The sequence below is a fragment of the Citrobacter sp. Cpo147 genome, from assembly GCF_030332405.1.
GTDB classification, from domain to species: Bacteria; Pseudomonadota; Gammaproteobacteria; order Enterobacterales; family Enterobacteriaceae; genus Citrobacter; species Citrobacter portucalensis.
Window position 1 is genome coordinate 259,326 of the sequence record NZ_JAOWHX010000034.1, and the last position, 26,175, is coordinate 285,500.

Sequence of the window (26,175 nt, forward strand, 5' to 3'; positions counted from 1 at the left end):
GCGCATCCTGAAAAATGGACTAATCCACATAGTCTTTCATCACACCAGTCAGCCATTCCATAAACAGATGTACCCGGCGGGAGAGGTTGCGCCGATGCGGATAAAGCAAAGAGACTGGCATTGGCTCGGCGCGATATTGCGGCAACACTTCGACCAGCGTACCGGCGCGCAGGGCATCACGCACGCCAACGCGCGGCACCTGAATAATGCCCAGACCGGCAAGGCATGCCGCGTGATAGGTTTCGGTACTGTTTACCGTTAGCATGCCGCCGGTTTTAACCCATTGCGTGCCATTTTCTGTCGCCACTTCGAAACCTTGCGCACGCGTTCCTAAATTGACCGAGTAGTGCACCACCGCATGCGAGGCAAGATCCTCCAGATTTTCCGGATAACCAAAGCGGGCGAGGTATTGCGGGCTGGCGCAGTTAATCTGCGTGAGTTTCCCCAGCGGACGCGCAATCAGCCCTGAATCTTTCAGCGCGCCCACGCGTACCACACAGTCGAAACCTTCGCGGATCAAATCCACCAGGCGGTCGCTGCTGCTGAGTTCGAGTTCCAGGCCCGGATACTGATGCAAAAAGCTCGGTAAGCGGGGCATCACCAGGTTCCTTGCTACACCGACCGGCATATCAACGCGCAGCTTGCCGCTGATGCTGGACGGATCGTGATGGAACAGCCCATCCAGCTCATCCAGATTACTCAACAGATCTTTCGCGCGTTCGTAATAGATCATGCCGTCTTGCGTGAGCTGAACGCGGCGGGTGGTGCGGTGCAACAACTGCGTGCCCAGATGATTTTCCAGAGCCTGGATCTGGCGCGATACGCTACCTTTAGGAAGTCCGAGGGTGTCTGCGGCGCGCGAAAAGCTCTCCAGTTCTGCGACGCGGATGAACAACTGCATTGCGTGAATTTTATCCATTCTCATGCCCTATTGTTGTTCTAAATGAAACAGTAATGCGCAGTTAGCAGTATTTATTGTTCTTCTATCACCTAATAAGCTTTTTCTCAATCTTCACAACACCTGAAATGAGGTTTCTTATGACGCAACGTATCGCATTGGTGACTGGCGGCGGCCGCGGACTCGGTAAAAACGCGGCGCTGAAGCTGGCGAGTAAAGGAATCGGTATTATCCTGACGTGGAACAGCAATGAAAAAGAAGCGCAGCAGGTTGTGGGGGAAATACGCCAATCTGGCGGTAAAGCGGCGGCATTACCGTTAAATGTCGGCGATATTTCTACATTCCCTCAGTTTGTTCAACAGGTGCAGGGAACGTTACAAACGCAGTGGCAAAGTAACGCGTTTGATTATTTATTGAACAATGCCGGAATCGGCATCAACGCACCGTATCCGGCATTTACTGAAGCGCAATTTGACCAACTTTTGAACATCCATTTTAAGGGGCCCTTTTTCCTGACGCAGAGCCTGCTACCGCTGATAAATAAAGGTGGTCGCATCCTCAATGTCTCTACCGGGCTTGCCCGCTTTGCGCTACCGGGTTACAGCGCATACGCAGCCATGAAAGGTGCGATGGAAGTGCTAACCCGTTATCAGGCAAAAGAGCTGGGAGAGCGCGGCATAACGGCGAATATTATTGCGCCAGGCGCAATAGAAACGGATTTTAGCGGCGGAAATGTGCGGGATAATGCGCAATTGAATGCGTACATTGCATCGCAAACGGCGCTGGGACGCGTTGGTTTGCCTGATGATATTGGCGACGCCATTGCTGCGCTGCTCAGCGATGAACTGGCCTGGATGACGGCACAGCGTATCGAAGTATCCGGCGGAATGTTCCTGTAAACCCATAAGGTGCTTATTCAACAGGTCACGGCATGCGTTGAATAAGCACTTAATGCTAGATTGTATTTTGTAACAGATTTATCCATTGTCGTTGATATCTTATTTTTAGCTAAAAATATAAAATCATATTAATTAATATTCATTGTCTTATCATGAGCATCGAATATTAAGACTTTCCCTAGTTTTCGAACCTGTTTTTGTTCCTTTGTATGATCCTTCGGGTTGAGCTGTAACTATTCATAACTTCTGCTTCTTTCTTCTCTGTCTATCGGTAAAATGGCCCCCGCCAAATGGTGACTTCTTATTTTACCCTATGGGTAATACCCTTCCGCATGTTAAGGCTAATATCCTATTCGGATGGAGATAAATAATGCAGGTAGTAATGTTTGACAGGCAGTCAATATTTATTCATGGAATGAATGTAAGTTTGCAGCAACGTATTCCAGGAGTGGATGTTCAGGGTGTCAGTCAGGCAGATGAACTTTGGCTGACGCTGGAAGATAAACCCGAGGCATTAGTTATATTGGATGGCGACCTTGATGCTGAGTTCTGCTGTAGCTTGCTGCAACAGATAGCAGAGCGCTTTGCGATGGTGAAGGTGCTGGTGACCGCAACGGACTGCCGTAAAAAATGGTTGCAAGAGGTCACTAAACTGAACGTGCTGGCCATTGTTCCGCGCGATTCTGACGCGGAAACCTTTACGCTGGCCCTCAATAGCGTCGCGATGGGTATGATGTTTATCCCCAGAGACTGCATAACCGCTACCGAAAGCGGTGGGCAAAATATCAGATTGCTCAGCGCGCGCCAGCGGGAGATTTTGACCATGCTGGCCGCCGGAGAATCTAATAAACAAATTGGTCGACTGTTAAATATCAGTACCGGAACGGTAAAAGCCCATCTTGAGTCGTTGTATCAGCGCCTGGAGGTAAAAAACCGTACGCAGGCGGCAATGATGTTAAACAACACCATTTACTAGGAACATATTTCACAGTCAGAATATTTCTGGCTGTGAAATAGACACCGGCCAGATATTTTTAGCGCAAAATTGGGTAATTCCTACGCTGAATATCCACGTAATTAATGCTTCCAGCTGAAACCTGTCTTTTATTTGCGTCATTTCCTTATAGATGAATGCCTCGCAGATACTCATATCTGCGAGCAGCAATGTTTCTGCCTGCATCACCGTAATTGGGGTATCAAAGGATTCATTGGCGGAGATTTCGTGCCCGTAACCAATGACCCAGATGCCTTTTTTGTCCTGATACTTTTCCAGCGACAGGCCCTGCCATTGCTTAATAAATGCGATACAGGCGGGCGTGAAATGTGTCGAACGCAGCGGCATAATCATCTCTGTGCAAAGAGACCTATTCTAAAAAAAACACGCCGTTACGCTAGTTGCCTGACAGCCAGTATTTACCGCAAAACGACCTATGCCTTGGGCGGCTGATATTCCTGTTTTAACAGACCAAAAATCCAGTCATCGTGCCAGGTTTGATGTAGCCAGTAGCTTGCGCGTAGCGTGCCTTCATGAATGAACCCGACCTTTTCCAACAGACACCGTGAGGCTTCGTTTCCTGCGGTGACACAGGCGGTCAGTCGCCGCAGACCGCCGCTGGCAAAGGCGTATTCACACACGGCATGCAGAGATTCAGCGCCATAACCTTTACCCTGCGCCTCTGGGGCGAGCAGAAAGCCAACCTCGGCACATTCATTGTTCTCCTGAATGTATCCGGTCACGCCAAGCGGTGCTCCCGATGTCTTATCGCACAAGAGCAGACATAGCCAGTGCGGGCTGCCGGGAAACCATTCAGGCTGGCGGGAGTCGAAGGCTGTCCGTACTTCCTCTTCAGTACGTGCGTCAGCGACAAAACGCATCACATCTGGGTTCTGCTGTAGCGTTAAGAAGAACGTCCAGTCATTTTCTGTCAGTGGGCGGCAGAGCAGACGTGATGTTTGCAGTACAGGCACAGGCTTATCTCCAGAATAATTTTCAATGATTGTGCGGAAGTCACTGTAAAACTTATTTATTTGCTATATGAATGTGTTCTAGTCTACATCGGCACAACGTTGCGTTTAAAAAAGATAATTACATACCATTGTGAGGCCGCACGTTTTGGGTCCTTTTAGGGAAGATGATGACCAATAGCGCGTTACAAGCGACATGTACACCCTTTGAACATTGTCTGGGGATTATCCGCCAGGCGTCGGTAGAAATATTACTGCTTCTAGGCGTACATGCCGCAGAAGGCAAAGACCCGCGGTGGTTTCTCGAACAGCTGGATCAGGCACGACTGAATCTGGGCGGCTGGGGGGCTGTCGCCAGACGGTTGCAGATGAATGATGCGCAATTGAGCCAGTTCACTCTGCGGCTACGTCATCTTCAACAGAGTGTACCCCAATATGAAAATGGCCAGGACGTCAGTGAAAACCAGCTGATTTCAGCGCTGCGCTTTGTGGCTTCTCTGGAACAATTACGCCAGCAACAGCCCATCCTGAAGTATCAAACCGAAATTGCACCTGTGGAGCCGGATGCTCAGATGCGGGCGCAGCGTCAACTTCGCGCAATAGAATTAACCCTCAAATCTCTGATTGCACGGGTATGGCCGGATCAACATCCTCTCAACAGCTTTCTGAAACAGCACTTTGGTGGTGAACGTCTGCGTCGCTGGCTAAAGTTGGGCGAAGGACGAGATGCGCTGGACGGTATGATGTTTAGCGAGCTGGCACTGATGGTCGTCGATAAGAAATTATTCGTTCGCCACTTTACGCAGATTTTTAACGATACTTCAGTGCTCATGTCATTTGTTGAGCCGCGCATCACGCTACGCATGTTTTTGGATGATTGCCGCCTGGCTCGTAACTGCGTTATCGCGCAGCAGCCGCTGGCGTCGGTACAACTGATGTTGCTGGACTACCAGTACCGACAGATAACTCATCCTGTGCAACGGGCATTTGAAGAACGGCGTACGCGCATTAATCCTGCGTCGTATCTGGAATCTGATGAGGCCATGGTCCGCCAGTTTTGGGAAACAGCAAAGCAAAAAGACGAGCAAGCGGGAGGCGATAAGCATGAAATCGCAGACAGTATTGATCCGCCGGAAAAGCGGGCCAAGCGCACGGCGGAAGAACGTGAACAGCTGATTTCCGGCATGTTGTGGGTAGCGGTCGGCGTGATGGTGCTGGCGATTTCGCTGGGTGCGTTCTGGTTATTCACTTCGCCGGCGCCACAGTCGTCTTCCGGACAATCCGTTGAAATTGTGCAGGAGGAACCGCGACGCGATGCCCCCACCGCACGGGAGGCGGTGACCCGAATGGGCATCACCTGGGATGCCTTTAACATGCGGGCGGCTATCGATCGCAATGACATCCGCGTGACGTCACTGTTCCTGCAGGGCGGGATGGACTGGAAGCTGGCGTGGACGGAGCAGGCATTTTCGGCGGGCAATACTGAGGTGTTGAGACTGCTGCTGCGTTACCCTTCGCAGATGGATGAAAGCAAACCATGCCGACAGTTTATGACTACGCTCAGCCATGCGATGTCGAATGGGGCATCGCTCACTTCGCTGCATAAAAGTTATCTGCAAAGTTTTTGTTCCGTGCCTGCGGTCGTTGCGCGTCAGCAATATGATCTTGAGCAGGCCGAGCTGCGTGTTCGCGCCCAGCCAAGCCCTGAGAACAAGAAATGGCAGAAAATTCACGCCGAGCTGTACGATGCAATTAACTGAAAGCCTGATGACTCAGACCGTCAGCCGCTAGGGTTCGCCATACAAACCGATGAGTCGGCGCACCACGCCATTGGTCCAGCCAAAGCCGTCCTGCAACGGATATTCCCCGCCGCCGCCTTCGCGCGGCGCGGCGTCAGCTATGTGGTATTTTTCGATAAGTTTGTGGTGTTCCTGATAAAAGAGATTCACCGTTTTCAACCAGTTACGGGCAATTTCATCCCCGAGATGGTCGTCACCGTACAGTTTGAAGCCCTGGATCGCCATCCACTGCAGCGGCGCCCAGCCGTTGGGTTTATCCCATTGTTCCCCGGTTTCATGCTCTGTGGCTAAAATGCCACCGGGCGTGAGCAGGCGACTGCGAACCGCGTTAGCAAGCCGATCGGCTTGTTCATGCGTTGCCATACCGACATACAGCGGCACAATACTGGCGGCAGAGAACAGGGCCATTTGTTCGCGCCGCCAGTCGTAATCGCGATAGCAGCCGTTTTCATCGTCCCAGAGATAGCGGTTTACCGCATCACGACGATCGCTGGCTTTCTGGCGAAAAAGTGCTTCCGTTTCTTTGTCACCTTTTAGCGCGGAAATATTGGCAATAGTGCTTTCCAGCTTGTAGAGGAATGCGTTCAGGTCAATTGGGATGAACTGCGTGGTGCGTATGCTGGCAAGGCGGCCTGCGTCGCGTAGCCAGCGCGATGAATAATCCCAGCCAGAAGCCGCGCCCGCGCGTAAATCCCGATACACTTCATTGGGCGGGCGACCCGAATGCTTGGCGGTCTCGACGTCTTCAAGCCATGATTCATCGCGTGGCGTATCACGATCGTCCCAATAGCGGTTAAGTAGAGAGCCGTCAGACATTCTGATCACGTGGCGGTAGGCCTGGTTGAGTACCAGGGAATCGGCGCCATCCATCCAGAACGCGTACTCCATTTTTAGATGATCAAGGTAACGACGCGCGCCGCGTACGCCATCCTCTTCAAACAGTTCCACCATCAGCGCAAATACCGGCGGCTGTGAGCGACTCAGATAGTAAGTGCGGTTGCCGTTCGGGATGTGACCATAGTTTTCAATCATCCAGGCAAAGTTATCTGCCATACATTTCAGCAGATCTTCGCGGCCGCTCTCTGCCAGACCCAGCATGGTAAAGTAGGAATCCCAGTAGTAGGTTTCGCTAAAACGCCCGCCTGGCACAATGTATGACTGCGGTAACGCCAGTAGCGAGGACCAGGGAATGTGATCCTGCGGCTCGCGCGTCAGCACCGGCCACAGTTGATCGATATGCTCTTTCAGCGAACTTTCCGGGTCAGAAACGTATTCGCTGGAGGGCGTTTCCGGGAGCCAGAAATGGTTCTCGACGAAGCGTCGCAGATCGAAGTCCCGATGGCGTTTAACCTTGCGATAACGAATTAAAATGTCGAGCGGGTCCATTTTGGGCGCACAATCTGGGAAGGTTTTACTATCCGCAAACAGTTTGGATGACTGGACGTGTTCGAACAGTTCGAGATAACGATCGGCAGGGGTTAACGCATCTGAAGCGGGGAGCCCTTCAATCATCTCCGGCTCAGGCTCTGCCTCAATCATTTCATCCAGCTTTAACTCGCACGGATCCATTTCATAAAGCAGATCGATGTCGATCGTCATTTCTTCAGAAGGGGCGTGGGGTAGTTTCTGGTTGAGCATAATGAGAAAGACCTCCGATGGACGTTGAAAGATTAAGGCTATTGCCCGGTCGTCAGTTAAGCGTAGACATTCGCTTCGGTGTCGGGTGAGTAAAGCGTGCGGTTGATCACGTTTTAATGCTGAGCAAAATTTAAAGAATCAGACTATCCCAATGAAAATAATGGATAATTCAAAGTTCTGCATAATCTGAATATATTCCATTTTCAGAGCATTCGATTGCAACGAGGTGTGAACAGAGACAGGTAACGCCTTATCTCTATAATAGGCGCAGGCTATTCTATTGATAGTTCTCCCCCATGTAATTGCTTGATACTTATCAAAATAGTAATTCCCTCATTTCCTATGATGGTCAGGTCTGACAAAGACTGCGCATTAATTATTCTAATTTTCTGGGTCACAATAACTCACAACGGTGAGGGTAAAATAATGAAAATCATTACCCGTCTTACCGCGATTGCCATAGCTGGCATCGTGATTTGTTATTTTGGATTATCCGGTTATGTGTGGTATCACGATAATCAACGTAGCAAACAGGCTGATGTTCAGGCCTCTACGCTGGAAGAAAATAATAAGGTATTAGGATTTTTACGCGAAAAAGGATGCGATTATTGTCACACGCCTTCAGCTGAATTACCTTTCTATTCTTCTTTTCCTGTCGCTAAGCAGTTGATGAATTATGATATTCAACTGGGATACAAATCATTCAATCTTGAAGCCGTTCGTGCGGCGCTGGTCGCAGATAAACCCGTTTCGCAAAGCGACCTGAATAAAATTGAGTGGGTGATGCAGTACGACACCATGCCGCCAACGCGATATACCGCGCTGCACTGGGCCGGGAAGGTCAGCGATACGGAGCGAGCCGAGATCCTGGGCTGGATTGCGAAACAGCGTGAGCAGTATTACGCCAGTAACGATACCGCCACGCAGCATCGTAATGAACCGGTGCAGCCGATACCAGAAAGCATCCCAACCGATGCCCGCAAAGTAGCGCTTGGCTTTACGCTTTACCACGACCCGCGTATTTCAGGTGACAGCACGATTTCTTGCGCGCATTGCCACGCTCTGAATGCAGGCGGCGTGGATGGCCGGAAAACGTCGATCGGCGTAGGCGGCGCCGTTGGCCCGATTAATGCGCCGACGGTGTTTAACTCGGTCTTCAACGTTGAACAATTCTGGGATGGTCGTGCGCCAACATTGCAGGCGCAGGCAGGCGGCCCGCCGTTGAACCCTATCGAAATGGCGTCTAAATCCTGGGATGAAATTATCCAGAAACTGGATAAAGATCCGCAATTGAAGCAAGAGTTTATCGCGGTTTATCCGCAGGGATTCAGCGGGGATAATATTACCGATGCGATTGCTGAGTTTGAGAAAACGCTAATTACGCCAAATTCGCCGTTTGATAAATGGCTACGCGGCGATGAAGCAGCGTTAACTGCTCAGCAGAAACATGGCTATCAATTGTTTAAAGATAATAAGTGTGCGACCTGTCATGGCGGTATTATTTTAGGCGGGCGCTCATTTGAGCCATTGGGTTTGAAAAAGGACTTTAATTTCGGTGAGGTCACTGCCGCAGATATTGGCCGCATGAACGTCACTAATGAATTACGTGACAAGCTGCGTCAAAAAGTCCCGGGCTTGCGTAACGTTGCGCTGACCGCGCCTTATTTCCATCGCGGTGATGTGCCTACGCTCGATGGTGCGGTAAAACTGATGCTGCGTTATCAGGTGGGTAAAGAACTGCCGCAGGAAGATATCGACGATATCGTGGCGTTCCTCGAAAGCTTAAACGGCGTGTATACGCCATATATGCAGGGTAAATAACCTCTGGCGTTATCCAGCCTGACGCGTTTTGCAGGCTGGATAATTCTTCTTTACCTGGCGAGTATTTACCTCTGCTCATCCACAAATATTCCCCACAATTCTTCTACTGCTCTGGACATTCTGCCCGCAGGCCGAAACAGTCGGATATCAATGGGTATCCATAACCCGCTCTTCTGTGAAGCCGCCGCGGCGATCGTCCCGGCCTGAACGTCCGGGGCCGCCAGACTTTCCGGCAGCCAGGCAATGCCGTCCCCGGCTTTGACCATTGCCAGCAGCGTGGCGGCCAGATCGGCGGTGAATGCGATGTCCATACCGCGTCGGGCATGATTCACCGATGACGTGTTCGAGAGGATCCTCCCCAGACCGGATTCTGCAGAGAAGGAGAGAAACGGAAATTTTTTGCCCCCCGTAGCCTGCCAGAGCGGCTGATGAGAGCGGGGATCGCATTTGGAGTAAGGTAATAACATTTCTCGACCGAGACGGACGCTAAGATATTTCGTCTGATCGAGGTTGATGTGCATGTGAGGGTGGTAATAACACAGCAGAAACTGCGCATCCCCTTTTTCAATCATCCGTTCACAGGCGCTGAGCGTGTCTGACAGCAGGCGAAATGAGCCGAAACGGGCGATTTTTTCATTATTGCGCATCAGCGCCGGAAAAAATGAGAACGACAGGGAATGCGTTGCGGAGAAAATAACATCCGGTCGGGAATTTCCCGCCGCTTCGATGGTTTCATTTCTCAGGGTGTATAGCGCCCGGATCAGTTCAGGCACCTGAGCGACGAAAACTTCCCCCGCACGGGTCAGGCTGACACCACGGCGGTTACGTTCAAAAATCGGCGTTCCAAGCCACTCTTCCAGCGAAACAATGCGCCGACTGAATGCGGGCTGCGTCACATATCGGGAAGCGGCTGCGCGGGAGAAATTGAGTGACTGCGCCAGCGCAACGCAGTCTTCAAGCCAGGTGAGTTCCAGGTGATGCCGATTTTGCATTACAGCCAGCCTCTTTGGCATTAGATCAGTAAATAGGCACTGCTTAAGATGGAGAAATACAGGACGATGGCGTCCTTAAATGCTGCCTGAGTGCATTATGCCAATAATAAACCGGCATGAGTTATCACTTTTTACAGGCGCGTAAGTGCAAGCATAACTGACCAAGAATCCGCCGGAGAAAACATGCGTATCCTCGATGTTGTAGAAATTACCAAACCCATCGCTTCCCCTATTCGTAATGCCTATATCGATTTCAGCAAGATGACGACCAGCCTGGTGGCCGTTGTGACTGATGTTGAGATAGAGGGCCGCCGCGTGGTGGGATACGGATTTAATTCTAATGGCCGTTACGGCCAGGGGGGATTGATCCGCGAACGCTTCCGTAACCGCATTCTGGACGCTGACCCGGAAAGTTTGTTGAATGCCGAAGGCGATAACCTGGATCCGCATAAAATCTGGGACGTCATGATGAGTAATGAGAAGCCGGGGGGCCATGGTGAGCGTTCGGTGGCTGTGGGTACGCTGGATATGGCTATCTGGGATGCCGTTGCCAAAATTGCCAACAAGCCGTTGTTCCGTCTGCTGGCTGAGATGAAGGGTGTTGAGGCGAATCCACGCGTCTTTGTCTACGCGGCGGGGGGTTACTATTATCCGGGTAAAGATCTGAGCGCGCTGCGTCAGGAAATGCGAGGCTACCTGAACCGCGGCTACAACGTGGTTAAAATGAAAATCGGCGGCGCATCGTTGGAAGAGGACCGTCGCCGTATCGAAGCGGTGTTGACTGAAATTGGCGATGAAGCGCGTCTTGCCGTTGATGCCAATGGACGCTTTAATCTGGAAACCAGTATTGCCTATGCCAAAATGCTACGAGATTATCCATTGTTCTGGTACGAAGAAGCTGGCGACCCGCTGGATTATTCTCTCCAGGCCGCGCTGTCAGAATTTTACCCAGGTTCGATGGCGACGGGTGAAAATCTCTTTTCTCATCAGGATGCGCGCAACCTGCTGCGCTACGGCGGCATGCGCCCGGATCGCGACTACCTGCAATTTGACTGTGCGCTTTCCTACGGTCTGGTCGAATATCTGCGTACCCTCGACGTACTGGCGCAGTTTGGCTGGTCCCCATCACGCTGCATACCGCATGGCGGTCATCAGATGTCGCTGAACATTGCGGCGGGTCTTGGTCTCGGGGGGAATGAAAGTTATCCGGATCTGTTCCAACCGTACGGCGGTTTCCCGGATTCAGTTAAGGTGGAAGAGGGTCATATCGTCATGCCAGAACTGCCGGGCATAGGGTTTGAAGGTAAATCTGACCTGATTAAAGAGATGCGCGCGTTGGCCGAATAGCGCGGGCGGCGGTGACATAACACCCCTCCGGTTGCCGGAGGAGTGTTACTTAAGCGTGTAGTGAATAACGTCTACACATGGGCAATTAGCGCATAGTGACGAATTCTTCTGCCGCAGTCGGGTGAATAGCGACGGTGTTATCGAAGTCTTTCTTAGTCGCGCCCATTTTCAGCGCCACCGCGAAGCCTTGCAGCATTTCGTCCATGCCAAAACCGATGCCATGAATACCAACAATCTTCTCTTCCGGACCCACGCAAACCAGCTTCATGCGGCACGGCTGGCGGTGTGAAGTCACGGCAGTGTACATCGCGGTAAACGATGATTTATACACTTTCACTTGGTCATCACCGTGCTGTTCACGAGCCTGCTGCTCGGTCAGGCCCACGGTGCCAATTGGCGGGTGGCTGAAGACCACGGTCGGGATGTTGCTGTAGTCCAGATGTTCGTCCGGTTTGTTGTTAAACAGACGCTCGGACAGGCGACGGCCCGCGGCAACGGCAACCGGCGTCAGTTCAACGGCACCGGTGTTGTCGCCGACGGCATAAATACCCGGCACGCTGGTGTTCTGGAATTTATCAACGACGATGTAGCCTTTTTCATTGGTTTTCACGCCGGTAACAGCCAGATTGAAGTTGTCCGTTTCTGGCTCACGACCAATCGCCCAAATCAGGCAGTCTACCGTTTCGCTACGACCATCTTCCAGTTGCAGGGTCAGGCTGCCGTCAGCGTTTTTAACAACCGCTTTTGGAATCGCGTGAGTATGCAGAGTCGGGCCTTCGGCGTTCATCACCTCAACCAACGTTTCGACGATCATCGGATCAAAACTGCGCAGCGGCGCGTGTTTACGCACGAACAGGTGAGTTTCTGCGCCCAGGCCGTTAATCACACCAGCCAGTTCAACGGCGATGTAGCCTGCGCCAACAACGGCTACACGTTTTGGCAGCGCTGGCAGCTCAAAGAAACCATTAGAATCAATACCATATTCCACGCCAGGAATGTTCGGATGGCTCGGGCGACCACCGGTGGCAATCAAAATATGATCGGCAGTAATGGTTTCACCGTTTACTTCAATGGTTTTGGCATCCACAAAGCGCGCAAAGCCTTTGATCACATCGACATTATTTTTGCCCAGCACGTTGTCGTACGAGGTATGAATACGATCGATATAAGCGGTACGCGTGGCGATCAGTTTATCCCAGTCGAACTTATTGATGGTGGTGTCGAAACCGTAATCCGGACCGTACATGTGGATCGCTTCGCGGACCTGTGCGGCATGCCACATCACTTTCTTCGGTACGCAGCCAACGTTAACGCAGGTGCCGCCTAACTCTTTGGCTTCAATCAGTGCGCATTTTTGTCCGTACATTGCTGCACGGTTAATGGAGGCAATACCGCCGCTGCCGCCGCCAATAGCGATGTAATCATAGTGCTTGGTCATGACCGCTCCTTTATGTTCATTGTAGGGCGGAGAAGCGTTACGCCATCCGCCAAAATATTCGCGATTGTATACCTGATATTAAAAGGTTCCACCGATGGCTGCGATTACTCCGGCACTATCCAGCTTACGGAAGTATGCCCGGTTCCTGTCGGAACCAGTTTGCTGTGCAACCACGGCAGGACGTTGTTCATCTGCTGCTCCAGCTTCCACGGTGGGTTAATCACAATCATGCCGGATGCCGTCATGCCGCGCTGATCGCTGTCCGGGCGCACCGCCAACTCAATTTGCAGAATTTTGCGGATACCGGTGTCTTCCAGATCGTGGATCATGCGCTTGATTTGTTGGCGCAGAACCACTGGATACCACAACGCATAGGTGCCGGTCGCGAAACGTTTGTAGCCTTCGTTAATACCGGTCACTACTGCCTGGTAGTCGCTTTTGATTTCGTAGGGTGGATCGATAAGGATCAACCCACGACGGGAAACCGGCGGTAATTTTGCTTTCAGCTGCTGATAACCATCGGCTTTGGCCACGCGAGCGCGCTCATCTTTCTGGAATTCGCCGCGCAGCAGAGGGAAGTCGCTCGGGTGCAGTTCAGTTAATTGCAGGCTGTCCTGTTCGCGCAGCAGCTGGCGAGCAATTAACGGAGAGCCCGGGTAGTAGCGCAACTGACCGCTACGGTTGAAGTGTTGCACCACGCCAATGTAGGGTTCCAGTTCTGCAGGCAAATCGTCCTGCTGCCAGATGCGGGCGATCCCTTCCAGATATTCACCGGTACGTTCGGCATGCTCACTGCTCAGCTGATAACGGCCAGCGCCAGCATGGGTGTCCAGATAGAGAAACGGTTTTTCTTTCTCTTTGAGCGACTCGATGATCAGGCTCTGAACGGTATGTTTAAGGACGTCGGCGTGGTTGCCTGCGTGATAACTGTGGCGATAACTGAGCATGGGTAATGAAATTCCGCTGAAATGACGATTTGCCACAGTTTACAGCAGATCGGCACAGATTACCCGTAGGCCCGGTAAGCGCAGCGCTACCGGGCGTCTTTCCGTCACGGTTAGCATTGAAATCCTCTACACTTAACCCCATTGTACAAATTAATATGCACAGCGCCGGATACGCGCTTCATTCACTCTTTTCAACAGGACCGCGCTAATGACCAATCCATTGCTGATTCCCTTCGAACTGCCGCCGTTTTCTAAAATTCAGCCTGAGCACGTTGTGCCTGCCGTCACTCAGGCGCTGAACGATTGCCGTGAAAATGTTGAGCGAGTGGTTGCGCAGGGCGCGCCGTACACCTGGGAAAACCTCTGCCAGCCGTTGGCGGAAGTTGACGATGTGCTGGGGCGTATTTTCTCTCCGATTAGCCACCTGAACTCGGTGAAAAACAGCCCGGAACTGCGTGAAGCCTACGAACAAACGCTGCCGCTGCTGTCTGAATACAGCACCTGGGTTGGACAACATGAAGGCCTGTACAAAGCGTACCGCGACCTGCGTGATGGCGATCATTACGCCACCCTGAATACCGCACAGAAAAAAGCGGTTGATAACGCGCTGCGCGATTTTGAGCTTTCAGGTATTGGTTTGCCGAAGGAAAAACAGCAGCGCTATGGTGAGATCGCCACCCGCCTGTCTGAGCTCGGCAACCTGTACAGCAATAACGTCCTCGATGCCACGATGGGCTGGACCAAGCTGGTGACCGACGAAGCGGAACTTGCCGGGATGCCGGAAAGCGCGCTGGCCGCCGCAAAAGCTCAGGCTGAAGCCAAAGAGCAGGAAGGCTATCTGTTAACCCTGGATATCCCGAGCTACCTGCCGGTGATGACCTACTGTGATAACCAGGGGCTGCGTGAAGAGATGTATCGCGCTTACTCCACGCGCGCGTCTGACCAGGGGCCAAACGCGGGCAAATGGGACAACAGCCCGATAATGGAAGAGATCCTCGCGCTGCGCCACGAGCTGGCACAGCTGCTGGGCTTTGAAAGCTACGCCTTTAAATCTCTGGCTACCAAAATGGCGGAGAACCCGCAGCAGGTACTCGACTTCCTGACCGACCTGGCGAAACGTGCCCGTCCGCAGGGTGAGAAAGAACTGGCTCAGCTGCGCGCCTTCGCGAAAGCGGAATTTGGTGTTGATGAGCTGCAGCCGTGGGATATCGCTTACTACAGCGAGAAACAAAAACAGCATCTCTACAGCATCAGCGACGAGCAGCTGCGTCCTTACTTCCCGGAAAACAAAGCCGTTAACGGCCTGTTTGAAGTGGTTAAACGTATTTATGGCATCACCGCCAAAGAGCGCACCGATGTTGACGTCTGGCATCCGGAAGTTCGTTTCTTCGAGCTGTACGACGAAAACAACGAGCTGCGCGGCAGCTTCTATCTTGATCTGTATGCCCGTGAACACAAACGCGGTGGGGCGTGGATGGACGACTGTGTCGGCCAGATGCGTAAGACAGACGGCACATTGCAAAAGCCGGTCGCTTACCTGACCTGTAACTTTAACCGTCCGGTGAACGGTAAACCTGCGCTGTTTACCCACGATGAAGTGATCACCCTGTTCCACGAGTTCGGCCACGGTCTGCACCATATGCTGACCCGTGTCGAAACCGCGGGCGTTTCCGGTATCAACGGTGTGCCATGGGATGCGGTCGAACTGCCGAGCCAGTTTATGGAAAACTGGTGTTGGGAGCCGGAAGCGTTGGCGTTTATCTCTGGTCACTTTGAGACCGGTGAACCGCTGCCGAAGGAACTGCTGGATAAAATGCTGGCGGCGAAAAACTACCAGGCAGCGCTGTTTATTCTGCGTCAACTGGAGTTCGGTCTGTTTGATTTCCGTCTGCACGCGGAGTTTAACCCGCAGCAAGGGGCTAAAATCCTCGAGACGCTGGCGGAAATTAAAAAACAGGTCGCCGTGGTGCCGGGCCCAACGTGGGGCCGCTTCCCGCATGCCTTCAGCCATATTTTTGCTGGTGGCTACGCAGCGGGTTACTACAGCTATCTGTGGGCAGACGTACTGGCGGCAGATGCCTTCTCTCGCTTCGAAGATGAAGGGATTTTCAACCGTCAGACCGGACAATCGTTCCTCGATAATATCCTTACCCGTGGCGGTTCTGAAGAGCCGATGGAACTGTTCAAGCGCTTCCGTGGCCGCGAGCCGCAGCTGGATGCAATGCTGGAGCATTACGGGATCAAAGGCTGATTATTCACGTGAAAATCTGCTTAGTAGATGAAACAGGCGCCGGAAACGGCGCCTTATCTGTTCTTGCCGCCCGCTGGGGACTGGAACACGATGAAGATAACCTGATGGCGCTGGTGATGACGCCGGAACATCTGGAACTGCGCAAACGTGATGAACCCAAACTCGGCGGTATCTTTGTCGATTTCGTGGGCGGGGCGATGGCCCATCGGCGCAAATTTGGCGGTGGACGCGGTGAAGCGGTGGCGAAGGCGGTTGGCATTAAAGGCGATTACCTGCCGGATGTGGTCGATGCGACAGCTGGGCTGGGGCGCGATGCGTTTGTACTGGCCTCGGTAGGCTGCCGCGTACGAATGCTGGAACGTAATCCGGTGGTTGCGGCACTGCTTGATGATGGCCTGGCGCGCGGCTATGCCGACCCGGAAATCGGTCCGTGGCTGCAGGAACGTTTACAGCTGATCCATGCGTCGAGTCTGACGGCGTTAACCGATATCACGCCGCGCCCGCAGGTGGTGTACCTCGATCCGATGTTTCCACATAAGCAGAAAAGCGCGCTGGTGAAAAAAGAAATGCGGGTGTTTCAGTCATTGGTGGGGCCGGATTTAGATGCGGATGGGCTGCTGGAGCCTGCGCGTCAGTTGGCCACCAAACGTGTGGTGGTGAAGCGCCCAGATTACGCGCCGCCGCTGGCGGATGTCGCCACGCCGAACGCGGTTGTGACGAAAGGGCATCGGTTTGATATCTACGCTGGGACAGCATAGTTTGTAGGTCTGTGCGCTGTGCTGCCTGATGCGTTGTGCTTATCAGGTCTACGGCAGCGTGTCTTTGTAGGCCGGATAAGGCGTTAGCCGCATCCGGCATTATCCATTAAACAAACGGTGCCAGCGGGTCGGCAATCTCAAATGCTACTGCTCGGTCTGCTTTCGGTGGGTAAATCAGCTCGCTGACAATCGACACCTTCAGCTTCTTCGCTTCTGCGCGCGTCAGTTTTACCTGCTGATCCCATCCTTCGCTATACACCGCACCCCAGGCACCAAGATCCAGGCAGGTGACGTAGTTTTCCTGACGATATGGCAGTGGTGTTACGTTTAACAGGTCTGCCGCAGCGTTATTACCGGCAAATTTACCCAACAAAATCGCGTGCTGACAGGTCATTAACGCATGGTTGCCTTTGTCGTCGGTGGCGGCATAGGCCACATCGCCAGTGGCGTAGATATCATCGTGACCCACAACCTGCAGATTGGTATTCACATGCAGACGGCCCTGGCGATCGCGCGGGGCATTAATCTGTGCTGTCAGGCTATTGGCCTGTACGCCGACGGTCCAGATAACCGTTTGAGAGGCAATCACCTGCCCATTTTTCAGCGTGACGCCGGAGGCATCCACGCTTTCTACTTCCGCATTGACCAGCCACTCGACGCCCAGTTCAGCAGAGGCTTCGATAATCACGTCACGTAATTCCTGGCTCCAGCGTCCGCCTGGCTGAGCACCGCGTTCAACTACGACAACTCTGGTCTTAGCATCAGCACCCAATATTTCGCGCAAACGACCCGGTAATTCCAGCGCCATCTCTATCCCGGTGAAACCACCACCACAGACCACCACGGTATTGCGAGCCTCACTTTCCGGTTGTAATGCCAGATTGTTAATGTGCTGCTCCAGTACGGCGGCGCTTTCGAGTTGGTCGAGGTCAAACGCGTGCGCGGCGGCACCGGCGACGGCGTCGCGGTTTACATGACTTCCGCTGGCGAGCACCAGGCGGTCATAGCGACGCAGATGAGTGTCACCGTTGGCATCTTTCCAGCTCACCTCTTTAGAGTCCGGGAGGATTTGCTCGACGTGACCTTGCAGGAAGTTGACGCCGGTAACGTCAAACAACGGTTGCAGTGGTGCGACCAGCGTATGAACGGCGCTTTCATAAAATCGTGGGCGGACACGCAGCTCCGGTTGTGGCGCAATTACTGTAATATCAATTGCCTGCTGATGTTTATCCGCTAGTCGTGCGGCGCTTAATGCTGCCCACATACCGGCAAAGCCGGCGCCCACGATCAGAATTTGTTTACGCATTGGGGTTTTCTCACTGGTGACTACGAATTATTTACTCGGATTTTATTTGTCGTAGTTATGAATTGCAATGCGATCGAGATCCTTTTTGCCTCAAAGAGCGGTGTTTTTTGATTATCTATTTGATAAATATGTATTTAAAGTTATGTTTTGAAAAGGGGTTACTTTGCTGTCTGGAATGAATGAGATGAAAAAGCTACAATAAACTCAGATTCATTTTGGCTGAGATAAGAGAATGGCATTCTACAGTTCGGGAGTTGAGTACGGCATTCATAGCCTGATGTGTATGGTCGACAGTAAGGGCGACGCGCGGGATATGAGCGTGCGGGAAATAGCCGAACTGCAAAGCGTACCGTATGACTATCTGGCAAAAATTTTCACCCGTCTGTCCAAAGCGGGTCTGGTGCGCAGCATTGAAGGCAAAGGTGGCGGTTTCCAGTTAGCTAAACCCGCTGAACACATCACGGTGCTGGATGTGGTGAATGCTATTGATGGCGATAAGCGCATCTTTGAGTGTCGTGAAATTCGCCAGCGGCTGGCGGTATTTGAGGAACATCCACCGGAGTGGGCCTGTGAAGGCATTTGTGGCGTGCGTTCGGTAATGGACATGGCCCAGCAGCGAATGGAAGAAGCGCTCGGCCAGCATACGATTCTGGACTTGGCGCGCAAAATGTACCGCAAAGCGCCGGACACTTTTGTGGTAGAAGTGCAGGAGTGGATAGACGCTCGTAAAGGGTAGTGAGTGAAAATGCCCGATAGCGCAAGGCGACCGGGCATGTTGAATGTAGGCCAGACAGGGGCAATAGCCGCCATCCGGCACTGAAGGTTATTGCTCGGTGCTCGGCGTATTAATCATGCGGTTCAGCCATGGCACCATAATCGCCATCACGACCGTTACGGCCAGGGTGACAAGGCCAATCTTACTGAAGACGTTGGTATAGATAGGCAGCGTTTGCAGCGGGTCGGTGATGTTCTCTTGTACGGCGGTGAACGTAGCGACATAACCCCCCATCAGGAAGGCCGCGGCCTGCGTCAGGAACCACATCCCAAGAATGAAGCCCATCAGATGTTGTGGCACGAGAGCAGCGACCATAGCCAGTCCCAGGGCGCTAATCAGCAGTTCACCCAGGCTCTGGAACAGATACACCAGCACGATAAACCACGGCGACGTCAGCCCTTGTGCATCGGCAAACCACATCCCGGCAGCGGCGGCCGTCAGGAAGCCCAATGAGCACAGGAACATACCGAGCGTAAATTTCATCGGCATGGTCAGGTCTTTGCCTTTGTTGCCCAGACGGGTATAGATTGCGGCCAGTACCGGACTCGACAGTACCACCCAGAACGGGTTCAGCGCCTGGAAGCTCACCGGGTTGATGGCGAAACCAAGAATTTCATGGTGTACGTTATTGATCGCAAAGAAGTTTAGCGATGTCGGCATCTGCGCGTACAGCACGTAGAACACCACCGCTTCCAGCATCAGGATAAAGGCCACGAACATCTTGTTGCGCCCGGTTTTATCCAGTTTGAATGCCTGACGGAAGAAGATGATGGTCACGACAATCGACAGGACGATCAGCACCAGGTTGGCAATCTGCACGTTGTGCATCAGCCAGGCGCAGATAAATACCATCACTACCGTACCGGCCAGCACGTACAGCAGGTTACGGAAGTTCAGTGGCTTATGGTCTGGCTCAGAGCCGATATTTTTCACCATTCCGCGGCAGGCAAAGTAGACCAGCAGCGCGACGATTAGTCCGGCTCCGCACAGGTTGTAAGTCACAGCGTAGCCAAACTTATCGGCAATCACCGGCGCCAGCGACAGTGACAGCAGCGAACCGATGTTAATCGACATATAAAACAGGGTGAAAGCACCGTCCAGACGGGCGTCTTTCGGGGGATAGCATTTTGACAGCAGGCTTGCCGGGTTGGCTTTAAATAGCCCGTTACCAACGGCAATGGTACCCAAAGCAATAAAGATTAGATCCGGCTTAAGCAGCGACATCCCGGTCATGAAGTAGCCGATTGCCAGCACAATGGCACCGAGTACCAGCGTGCGCTTGGTGCCTAACAGGTGGTCGCCGACGTAGCCGCCGATCGAGATCAGGCCGTAAACCAGTGCGGCAAAGGCACCAAAGGTGACAAATGCCTGTTCTTGTGAAAATCCGAGCTGCTTAACAAAAAATACCGCCAGGATGCCCTGTACGCCGTAATAGCCAAATCGTTCCCATAATTCCACAAAGAAGATCATGAAGAACGGACGAGGTTGCTGCAGCAAGCCCGTAGGTGCAGTTTTATTCATATTCCATCGCCTTTCAAAGCCATCCCGAAAAGTATGAACGCGTATGCTTAAACGCGCCGAAAAAGTCTTATTTTGTTATAGACTGCGGTTATTGGCCGCAAGGGTAGAGTATTATAGAGATGGTTTTCGATCCAATTAGTTGATCACACTAATTATGATTTATTAGCTGGATGGATGTACTAATTGTGACCGAATGATAAAAACAAAAACGCCCGCAAAGGCGGGCGTTTACAGGCTTAACGACTTGCAGTGGGCCGGGTTAACTTCCGGCGGCAAGCATTTTATGCTTCTTCGTCGTCACGCAGCGGAACAATCAACATGTCGACGTGGACGGTGTTGATCAGTTGGCGCGCGGAGGACATCAGTTTGCTCCAGAAATCCTGGTGGTGACCACAGACGACCAGATCCATGTCGTATTTTTTGATGGCATCAACCAGAACCTGACCCAGGTCGCCGCTACCGCTCAGGGTTTCGGTGATAGGGTAGCCTGCATTGGTGGACAGCTCGGTTAACGCGTGGTGGGTTTCTTCAGAAATGCGTTTCTGCATGTCGCCCAGATTCACGTCGATAAGCCCGGTGTACAGGTCAGAATAGTTTACGTCAACGTGGATAAGGGAGACTTTAGCATTGTAAGGTCGCGCCATAGAAACCGCTTTTTCAACCAGAACTTTGCTTTCCGGAGAAAGATCAACCGCGATAAGAATGTGTTTATAAGCCATAGTGTTACTCCTTCCATAAGTTGTCGATGACTAGCCTGCTGGCGTTATATGCCGCCGCGTCATCCGCGTCCTGCGAACCTTGTGCGCGGGGCTAGCCCAGTCGTAAAAAACGTACCATATAAGGACTATCCTTACATTATAGCGACCAGGATAATCCGTCAATCCGCCTTGCTTGCCAAATAGTTAAACAAATTTTTAAGTTAATTGCATTGATAGCGATTAACCTTATGGCAAAAAAATTAACTAATCTCCTACACTATCTAAAGAGGCGTTCGGATGCGTGATACTAACACGAACGGTTTCGGCTGCACTCTTCATTGAATGGTTTGGCAGGGTATCGGGGAGCGGTAGTCCCGGAAAGGAGTTCCGTGGGCGGGTCGCCGGGGAGGAGGTATGATAAGCACCATTGCATTATTCTGGGCTTTATGTGTCGTTTGCATTGTTAATATGGCGCGCTATTTTTCTTCGCTACGCGCACTGTTAGTGGTACTTCGTGGTTGCGATCCATTACTTTACCAGTATGTAGATGGAGGGGGCTTTTTTACCTCGCATGGGCAACCGAACAAGCAGATGCGTCTGGTGTGGTATATCTACGCTCAGCGTTACCGCGATCATCATGATGATGAATTTATTCGCCGTTGTGAGCGGGTTCGCGGTCAGTTCATTCTCACCAGCGCGCTATGTGGCCTGGTGCTAATCAGCATGGTTGCGCTGATTATCTGGCACTGATTCCAACAACAGATACAAAAAAAGCGGGTCAGCTTCCTGACCCGCTTTTTTACCGTGCATTCGCTTAGATAAGCTTCAGGGACAGCCAGTACAGCACCCCGGAAAGAATAATCGCAGCCGGCAGGGTGAAGACCCAGGCCATCAGAATGCTGGTTACCGTTTTACGCTGCAATCCGCCGCCATCAACAACCATCGTCCCCGCAACGGAAGAAGAGAGAACGTGGGTGGTGGAAACGGGCATACCGGTGTAGCTGGCGAGGCCGATAGAGACTGCGGCGGTCATCTGCGCCGACATCCCCTGGGCATAAGTCATGCCTTTCTTACCGATTTTCTCGCCGATGGTGGTGGCAACGCGACGCCAGCCAATCATCGTACCAATACCCAGCGCCAGTGCGACGGCCATAATGATCCAGATAGGCGCGTACTCAATGGTGCTCAGCATGTCAGCTTTCAGTTTTTTCAGCAGACGCTGATCGTCAGCGCTTACGCCAGGCAGCTTAACCACTTTATCGGTGGTATCAGAGATGCACAGCATAATACGGCGCAGCTGACCACGCTGTTCGACGCTTAACTTGTCATAGGTTTCCAGGTTCGCCAGCATACCTTTCGCACGTTCCAGCGCGTTGATTGTATTCGCCGGGTGGCAATGGAACTCTGTCGTCGTCGCGGGGGCCGCGTCCGTCGGGGACGGAATCAGCTGGTCTACGCCTGTGGCCTGTTTAAGCAGGTCAGGGCGCTGCTGGAAGAAGACTTCGACGTTATTGATTGCATCACGGGTACGGGTAATCTCGTAACCGGAAGCATTCATATTCACCACGAAGCCTGCAGGCGCTACGCCAATCAGCACCAGCATCACCAGACCAATGCCTTTCTGCCCGTCGTTAGCGCCATGAGAGAACGCTACGCCGATAGCGGAGAGGATCAGTGCAATACGGGTCCAGAACGGCGGCTTTTTCTTGCCATCTTTCTTTTCACGTTCTGCTGGCGTCAGGTGGATACGGGCACGTTTTTTTGTACCGCTCCAGTAACGACGCAGAATGAAAATAAGACCGCCTGCAACCACCAGACCAACAATTGGCGAGATGATAAGCGAAGCAAAAATACCGATAACTTTCGGAATGTTAAGTGCGTCCACCACCGAGGTGCCGGTCATCAGTGCATTGGTTAAACCAATACCGATAATGGCGCCAATCAGCGTGTGGGAGCTGGATGCAGGTAAACCAAAGTACCAGGTACCCAGGTTCCAGATAATTGCCGCCAGCAGCATGGAGAACACCATGGCAAGGCCATGTGACGATCCCATATTAAGCAGCAGATCCGTTGGTAGCATATGCACGATGGCATATGCCACGCTGAGACCACCCAGCAAAACACCAAAGAAGTTGAACAACGCAGCCATGACCACCGCCAATTGCGAACGCATTGCACGGGTATAGATCACGGTTGCGACAGCATTGGCTGTGTCATGGAAGCCGTTAATTGCTTCGTAGAACAGCACAAAAGCCAGAGCAAGCAATAGTAAAAGCCCGGTATGTAAATCTAGGCCAGCAAACAAATGTAGCATAGGACGTTACGCCATTTTGAGGACATGAACGCGGCGCATTATCAGTGACTTTGGCGGCGCGGGCAAAGTGAAATATAGAGTTTTTTTGATTTGTCTCCTGCTTTGTTTTACACCACTAAAGAATTATCCTATATATTTCAGTTAAATACACTTTATCGGTAGTTTGGTGCTGGTGCGACCACTGAGGAATCTTTACAATTCACACCCGCTTTTTAGAGAGGATCGCAACGTGGAAAGGTTTGATACCGTTATTATAGGCGCTGGCGCAGCGGGTATGTTTTGTGCCGCGCAGGCAGGACAAGCAGGTAGTCGAGTACTGCTGATTGATAATGGTAAAAAGCCAGGGCGCAAGATTCTCATGTCTGGCGGGGGACGCTGCAACTTTACCAATCTTTATGTCGAACCGGCCGCCTATTTGAGCCAAAACCCCCATTTTTGCAAATCGGCACTTGCGCGTTACACGCAGTGGGATTTTATCGACCTGGTGGGCAAACACGGTATTGCCTGGCATGAAAAAACGCTGGGTCAGCTGTTCTGCGATGATTCCGCTCAGCAAATTGTCGATATGCTGGTAGACGAGTGTGAAAAAGGTAACGTAACTATGCGGTTACGGAGCGAAGTCCTGAGCGTGGTGCAGGATGATGAAGGTTTCACCCTCGAACTGAATGGCATGACGGTCGGCACGAAAAAACTGGTTATCGCTTCAGGTGGGCTTTCCATGCCGGGTCTGGGGGCAACGCCGTTTGGTTATAAAATTGCCGAACAGTTTGGTCTGAAGGTGTTGCCAACGCGCGCGGGACTGGTGCCCTTTACGTTGCATAAGCCACTGCTGGAGCAGCTTCAGGTGCTCTCTGGCGTGTCGGTCTCCTCCGTTATCACCGCCGAAGACGGCACCGTATTTCGTGAAAATCTGCTCTTTACACACCGAGGACTTTCGGGCCCAGCTGTTTTGCAGATTTCCAGTTTTTGGCAGCCAGGCGAATTTGTCAGCATTAATTTGTTGCCGGATGTTGACCTTGCGAGCTTCCTCGACGAACAACGTAGCGCACATCCTAACCAGAGCTTAAAGAACACCTTAGCAATGCAGTTGCCAAAGCGTCTGGTGGAATGCTTGCAGCAGTTAGGGCAAATTCCTGACGTGTCTCTGAAGCAGCTTAACGTGCGCGATCAACAGACGCTGGTTGAAACGCTGACCGAGTGGCGGGTGCAGCCGAACGGTACGGAAGGGTATCGTACCGCTGAAGTCACGTTGGGCGGCGTCGATACCAACGAGCTGTCATCGCGCACGATGGAAGCCCGCAAAGTGCCAGGGCTCTACTTTATCGGCGAAGTGATGGACGTCACCGGCTGGTTGGGAGGCTATAACTTCCAGTGGGCGTGGTCGAGTGCCTGGGCATGCGCACAGGATTTGGTATTGTCCGAGGACAATAAAGTTGTACACAAAGCACTAAAGTTGTAACCATTCTCAAAAAACGACGCTAATGTTGTATACTTACTGAATGTGTGGTTATAGGGTTGGAGACTATAAAATGCACATATAGGTACGTATCAATGTCGTTTTTAGGGTACGATCATGGCTAGGGGTAGTGACCTGCCCCCACGATTAGATACAACACTCAGTTAGTAACGTCGGAATCTTCATTCTCAGAATGACCCTTTCTCCAGCCCGCTGCAAATTCAGACGGTGTCTGATAATTCAGCGTGGAGTGCGGGCGGCATTCGTTATAATCCTGCCGCCAGTCATTAATAATTTTCCTGGCATGAACGATATCGCTGAACCAGTGCTCATTCAAACATTCATCGCGAAATCGTCCGTTAAAGCTCTCAATATATCCGTTCTGCGTTGGCTTGCCCGGCTGGATTAAGCGCAACTCAACACCATGCTCAAAGGCCCATTGATCCAGTGCACGGCAAGTGAACTCCGGCCCCTGGTCAGTTCTTATCGTCGCCGGATAGCCTCGAAACAGTGCAATGCTGTCCAGAATACGCGTGACCTGAACGCCTGAAATCCCAAAGGCAACAGTGACCGTCAGGCATTCCTTTGTGAAATCATCGACGCAGGTAAGACACTTGATCCTGCGACCGGTGGAAAGTGCGTCCATGACGAAATCCATCGACCAGGTCAGATTGGGCGCCGCCGGACGGAGCAGCGGCAGACGTTCTGTTGCCAGCCCTTTACGACGTCTTCTGCGTTTTACGCCCAGGCCACTGAGGTGATAAAGCCGGTACACGCGCTTATGATTAACATGAAGCCCTTCACGGCGCAGCAACTGCCAAATACGACGGTAGCCAAAACGCCTGCGCTCCAGTGCCAGCTCAGTGATGCGCCCTGATAAATGCGCATCAGCAGCCGGACGGTGAGCCTCATAGCGGCAGGTCGACAGGGATAAACCTGTAAGCCTGCAGGCACGACGTTGCGACAGACCGGTCGCATCACACATCAACATCACGGCTTCCCGCTTCTGGTCTGTCGTCAGTACTTTCGCCCAAGAGCCACCTGAAGCGCCTCTTTATCCAGCATGGCTTCGGCAAGCAGCTTCTTGAGTCTGGCGTTCTCTTCCTCAAGCGACTTCAGGCGCTTAACTTCAGGCACCTCCATACTGCCATACTTCTTACGCCAGGTGTAAAACGTGGCATCGGAAATGGCATGCTTGCGGCAGAGTTCACGGGCGGGTACCCCAGCTTCGGCTTCGCGGAGAATACTGATGATCTGTTCGTCGGAAAAACGCTTCTTCATGGGGATGTCCTCATGTGGCTTATGAAGACATTACTAACATCGGGGTGTACTAATCAACGGGGAGCAGGTCA

Annotated in this window: 22 protein-coding genes; 10 read left to right on the forward strand and 12 right to left on the reverse strand. The window is 52.2% G+C overall.

Translation table 11 applies throughout. From position 1 onward, the window contains the following. Positions 1 to 19: 19 nt before the first annotated feature. Positions 20 to 919 (reverse strand): LysR family transcriptional regulator, encoded by a 900-nt coding sequence (locus tag OGY06_RS16580; protein WP_003827442.1) that lies wholly within the window; start codon positions 917 to 919, stop codon positions 20 to 22. A 119-nt stretch (positions 920 to 1,038) separates the two neighbouring features. Between OGY06_RS16580 and OGY06_RS16585 the strand changes: the two genes are divergently transcribed. Together OGY06_RS16585 and OGY06_RS16590 are read left to right on the forward strand one after the other, a co-directional pair. Beyond that, complete coding sequence (locus tag OGY06_RS16585; RefSeq protein WP_003827444.1) at positions 1,039 to 1,797, forward strand: SDR family NAD(P)-dependent oxidoreductase; 759 nt, start codon at positions 1,039 to 1,041, stop codon at positions 1,795 to 1,797. A 370-nt stretch (positions 1,798 to 2,167) separates the two neighbouring features. Then, entirely contained in the window at positions 2,168 to 2,773 is a 606-nt protein-coding gene (locus OGY06_RS16590) for a helix-turn-helix transcriptional regulator (protein WP_003827446.1), read from the forward strand. A gap of 15 nt (positions 2,774 to 2,788) precedes the next feature. Here the strand turns inward: OGY06_RS16590 and OGY06_RS16595 are convergent, their stop codons facing one another. Both OGY06_RS16595 and OGY06_RS16600 read right to left on the reverse strand, forming a co-directional pair. Further along, positions 2,789 to 3,139 carry a glycoside hydrolase family protein gene (locus tag OGY06_RS16595; RefSeq protein WP_003827448.1) on the reverse strand — a complete coding sequence of 117 codons (351 nt, stop codon included), beginning with the start codon at positions 3,137 to 3,139 and terminating at the stop codon, positions 2,789 to 2,791. Between the two features lie 86 nt (positions 3,140 to 3,225). Next, complete coding sequence (locus OGY06_RS16600; protein ID WP_003827449.1) at positions 3,226 to 3,765, reverse strand: GNAT family N-acetyltransferase; 540 nt, start codon at positions 3,763 to 3,765, stop codon at positions 3,226 to 3,228. 167 nt (positions 3,766 to 3,932) lie between these two features. Between OGY06_RS16600 and OGY06_RS16605 the strand changes: the two genes are divergently transcribed. Then, positions 3,933 to 5,522, forward strand: a complete 1,590-nt coding sequence (locus tag OGY06_RS16605) for an STY4199 family HEPN domain-containing protein (protein ID WP_003827451.1) — start codon at positions 3,933 to 3,935, stop codon at positions 5,520 to 5,522. 27 nt (positions 5,523 to 5,549) lie between these two features. On the opposite strand, the gene OGY06_RS16610 is transcribed toward OGY06_RS16605, so the two are convergent. Further along, positions 5,550 to 7,199 (reverse strand): alpha,alpha-trehalase, encoded by a 1,650-nt coding sequence (locus tag OGY06_RS16610; protein WP_003827453.1) that lies wholly within the window; start codon positions 7,197 to 7,199, stop codon positions 5,550 to 5,552. A 426-nt stretch (positions 7,200 to 7,625) separates the two neighbouring features. Between OGY06_RS16610 and OGY06_RS16615 the strand changes: the two genes are divergently transcribed. After that, positions 7,626 to 9,020 (forward strand): cytochrome-c peroxidase, encoded by a 1,395-nt coding sequence (locus OGY06_RS16615; protein WP_003827455.1) that lies wholly within the window; start codon positions 7,626 to 7,628, stop codon positions 9,018 to 9,020. Positions 9,021 to 9,085: 65 nt separating this feature from the next. Here OGY06_RS16615 and OGY06_RS16620 read toward each other — a convergent pair whose 3' ends face one another. Further along, a complete protein-coding gene (locus OGY06_RS16620) occupies positions 9,086 to 10,012 on the reverse strand; it encodes a LysR family transcriptional regulator (protein ID WP_020996067.1) in 927 nt (308 codons plus the stop codon). A gap of 183 nt (positions 10,013 to 10,195) precedes the next feature. On the opposite strand from OGY06_RS16620, the gene OGY06_RS16625 reads away from it, so the two are divergent. After that, a complete protein-coding gene (locus tag OGY06_RS16625) occupies positions 10,196 to 11,359 on the forward strand; it encodes a mandelate racemase/muconate lactonizing enzyme family protein (RefSeq protein WP_008786398.1) in 1,164 nt (387 codons plus the stop codon). A gap of 85 nt (positions 11,360 to 11,444) precedes the next feature. Here the strand turns inward: OGY06_RS16625 and gorA are convergent, their stop codons facing one another. Both gorA and OGY06_RS16635 read right to left on the reverse strand, forming a co-directional pair. Then, a complete protein-coding gene (gene gorA, locus OGY06_RS16630; RefSeq protein WP_003827456.1) occupies positions 11,445 to 12,797 on the reverse strand; it encodes a glutathione-disulfide reductase in 1,353 nt (450 codons plus the stop codon). 104 nt (positions 12,798 to 12,901) lie between these two features. Beyond that, positions 12,902 to 13,744: a 23S rRNA (adenine(2030)-N(6))-methyltransferase RlmJ gene (locus OGY06_RS16635; protein ID WP_003827459.1), complete on the reverse strand. Its 843-nt coding sequence runs from the start codon at positions 13,742 to 13,744 to the stop codon at positions 12,902 to 12,904. A 208-nt stretch (positions 13,745 to 13,952) separates the two neighbouring features. Here OGY06_RS16635 and prlC point away from each other — a divergent pair, with 208 nt between their 5' ends. After that, the gene (gene prlC / locus OGY06_RS16640) at positions 13,953 to 15,995 is read left to right on the forward strand and encodes an oligopeptidase A (protein ID WP_164562384.1); all 2,043 of its coding nucleotides are present in this window, start codon (positions 13,953 to 13,955) and stop codon (positions 15,993 to 15,995) included. An 8-nt stretch (positions 15,996 to 16,003) separates the two neighbouring features. Further along, positions 16,004 to 16,753: a 16S rRNA (guanine(1516)-N(2))-methyltransferase RsmJ gene (gene rsmJ / locus OGY06_RS16645; RefSeq protein ID WP_063941419.1), complete on the forward strand. Its 750-nt coding sequence runs from the start codon at positions 16,004 to 16,006 to the stop codon at positions 16,751 to 16,753. A gap of 106 nt (positions 16,754 to 16,859) precedes the next feature. Here the strand turns inward: rsmJ and OGY06_RS16650 are convergent, their stop codons facing one another. Continuing rightward, positions 16,860 to 18,059 carry an NAD(P)/FAD-dependent oxidoreductase gene (locus OGY06_RS16650; RefSeq protein ID WP_286605726.1) on the reverse strand — a complete coding sequence of 400 codons (1,200 nt, stop codon included), beginning with the start codon at positions 18,057 to 18,059 and terminating at the stop codon, positions 16,860 to 16,862. A gap of 232 nt (positions 18,060 to 18,291) precedes the next feature. On the opposite strand from OGY06_RS16650, the gene OGY06_RS16655 reads away from it, so the two are divergent. After that, complete coding sequence (locus OGY06_RS16655) at positions 18,292 to 18,795, forward strand: RrF2 family transcriptional regulator (protein ID WP_003023361.1); 504 nt, start codon at positions 18,292 to 18,294, stop codon at positions 18,793 to 18,795. An 87-nt stretch (positions 18,796 to 18,882) separates the two neighbouring features. Here OGY06_RS16655 and dtpB read toward each other — a convergent pair whose 3' ends face one another. Both dtpB and uspA read right to left on the reverse strand, forming a co-directional pair. Further along, a complete protein-coding gene (dtpB, locus tag OGY06_RS16660) occupies positions 18,883 to 20,355 on the reverse strand; it encodes a dipeptide/tripeptide permease DtpB (protein ID WP_286605728.1) in 1,473 nt (490 codons plus the stop codon). 281 nt (positions 20,356 to 20,636) lie between these two features. Beyond that, entirely contained in the window at positions 20,637 to 21,074 is a 438-nt protein-coding gene (gene uspA / locus OGY06_RS16665; protein ID WP_003023368.1) for a universal stress protein UspA, read from the reverse strand. A 393-nt stretch (positions 21,075 to 21,467) separates the two neighbouring features. On the opposite strand from uspA, the gene uspB reads away from it, so the two are divergent. Then, positions 21,468 to 21,803, forward strand: a complete 336-nt coding sequence (gene uspB, locus OGY06_RS16670; protein ID WP_003023371.1) for a universal stress protein UspB — start codon at positions 21,468 to 21,470, stop codon at positions 21,801 to 21,803. Positions 21,804 to 21,867: 64 nt separating this feature from the next. Here uspB and pitA read toward each other — a convergent pair whose 3' ends face one another. Further along, positions 21,868 to 23,367, reverse strand: a complete 1,500-nt coding sequence (gene pitA / locus OGY06_RS16675; RefSeq protein ID WP_003827471.1) for an inorganic phosphate transporter PitA — start codon at positions 23,365 to 23,367, stop codon at positions 21,868 to 21,870. A 229-nt stretch (positions 23,368 to 23,596) separates the two neighbouring features. On the opposite strand from pitA, the gene OGY06_RS16680 reads away from it, so the two are divergent. Next, positions 23,597 to 24,826 (forward strand): BaiN/RdsA family NAD(P)/FAD-dependent oxidoreductase, encoded by a 1,230-nt coding sequence (locus OGY06_RS16680; RefSeq protein ID WP_193134821.1) that lies wholly within the window; start codon positions 23,597 to 23,599, stop codon positions 24,824 to 24,826. 157 nt (positions 24,827 to 24,983) lie between these two features. Here the strand turns inward: OGY06_RS16680 and OGY06_RS16685 are convergent. Continuing rightward, a protein-coding gene (locus OGY06_RS16685; RefSeq protein WP_103015411.1) for an IS3-like element ISSen4 family transposase occupies positions 24,984 to 26,104 on the reverse strand; the annotation gives its coding sequence in 2 pieces (ribosomal slippage) (positions 24,984 to 25,846 and positions 25,846 to 26,104; 1,122 coding nt in all). Positions 26,105 to 26,175 lie beyond the last annotated feature (71 nt).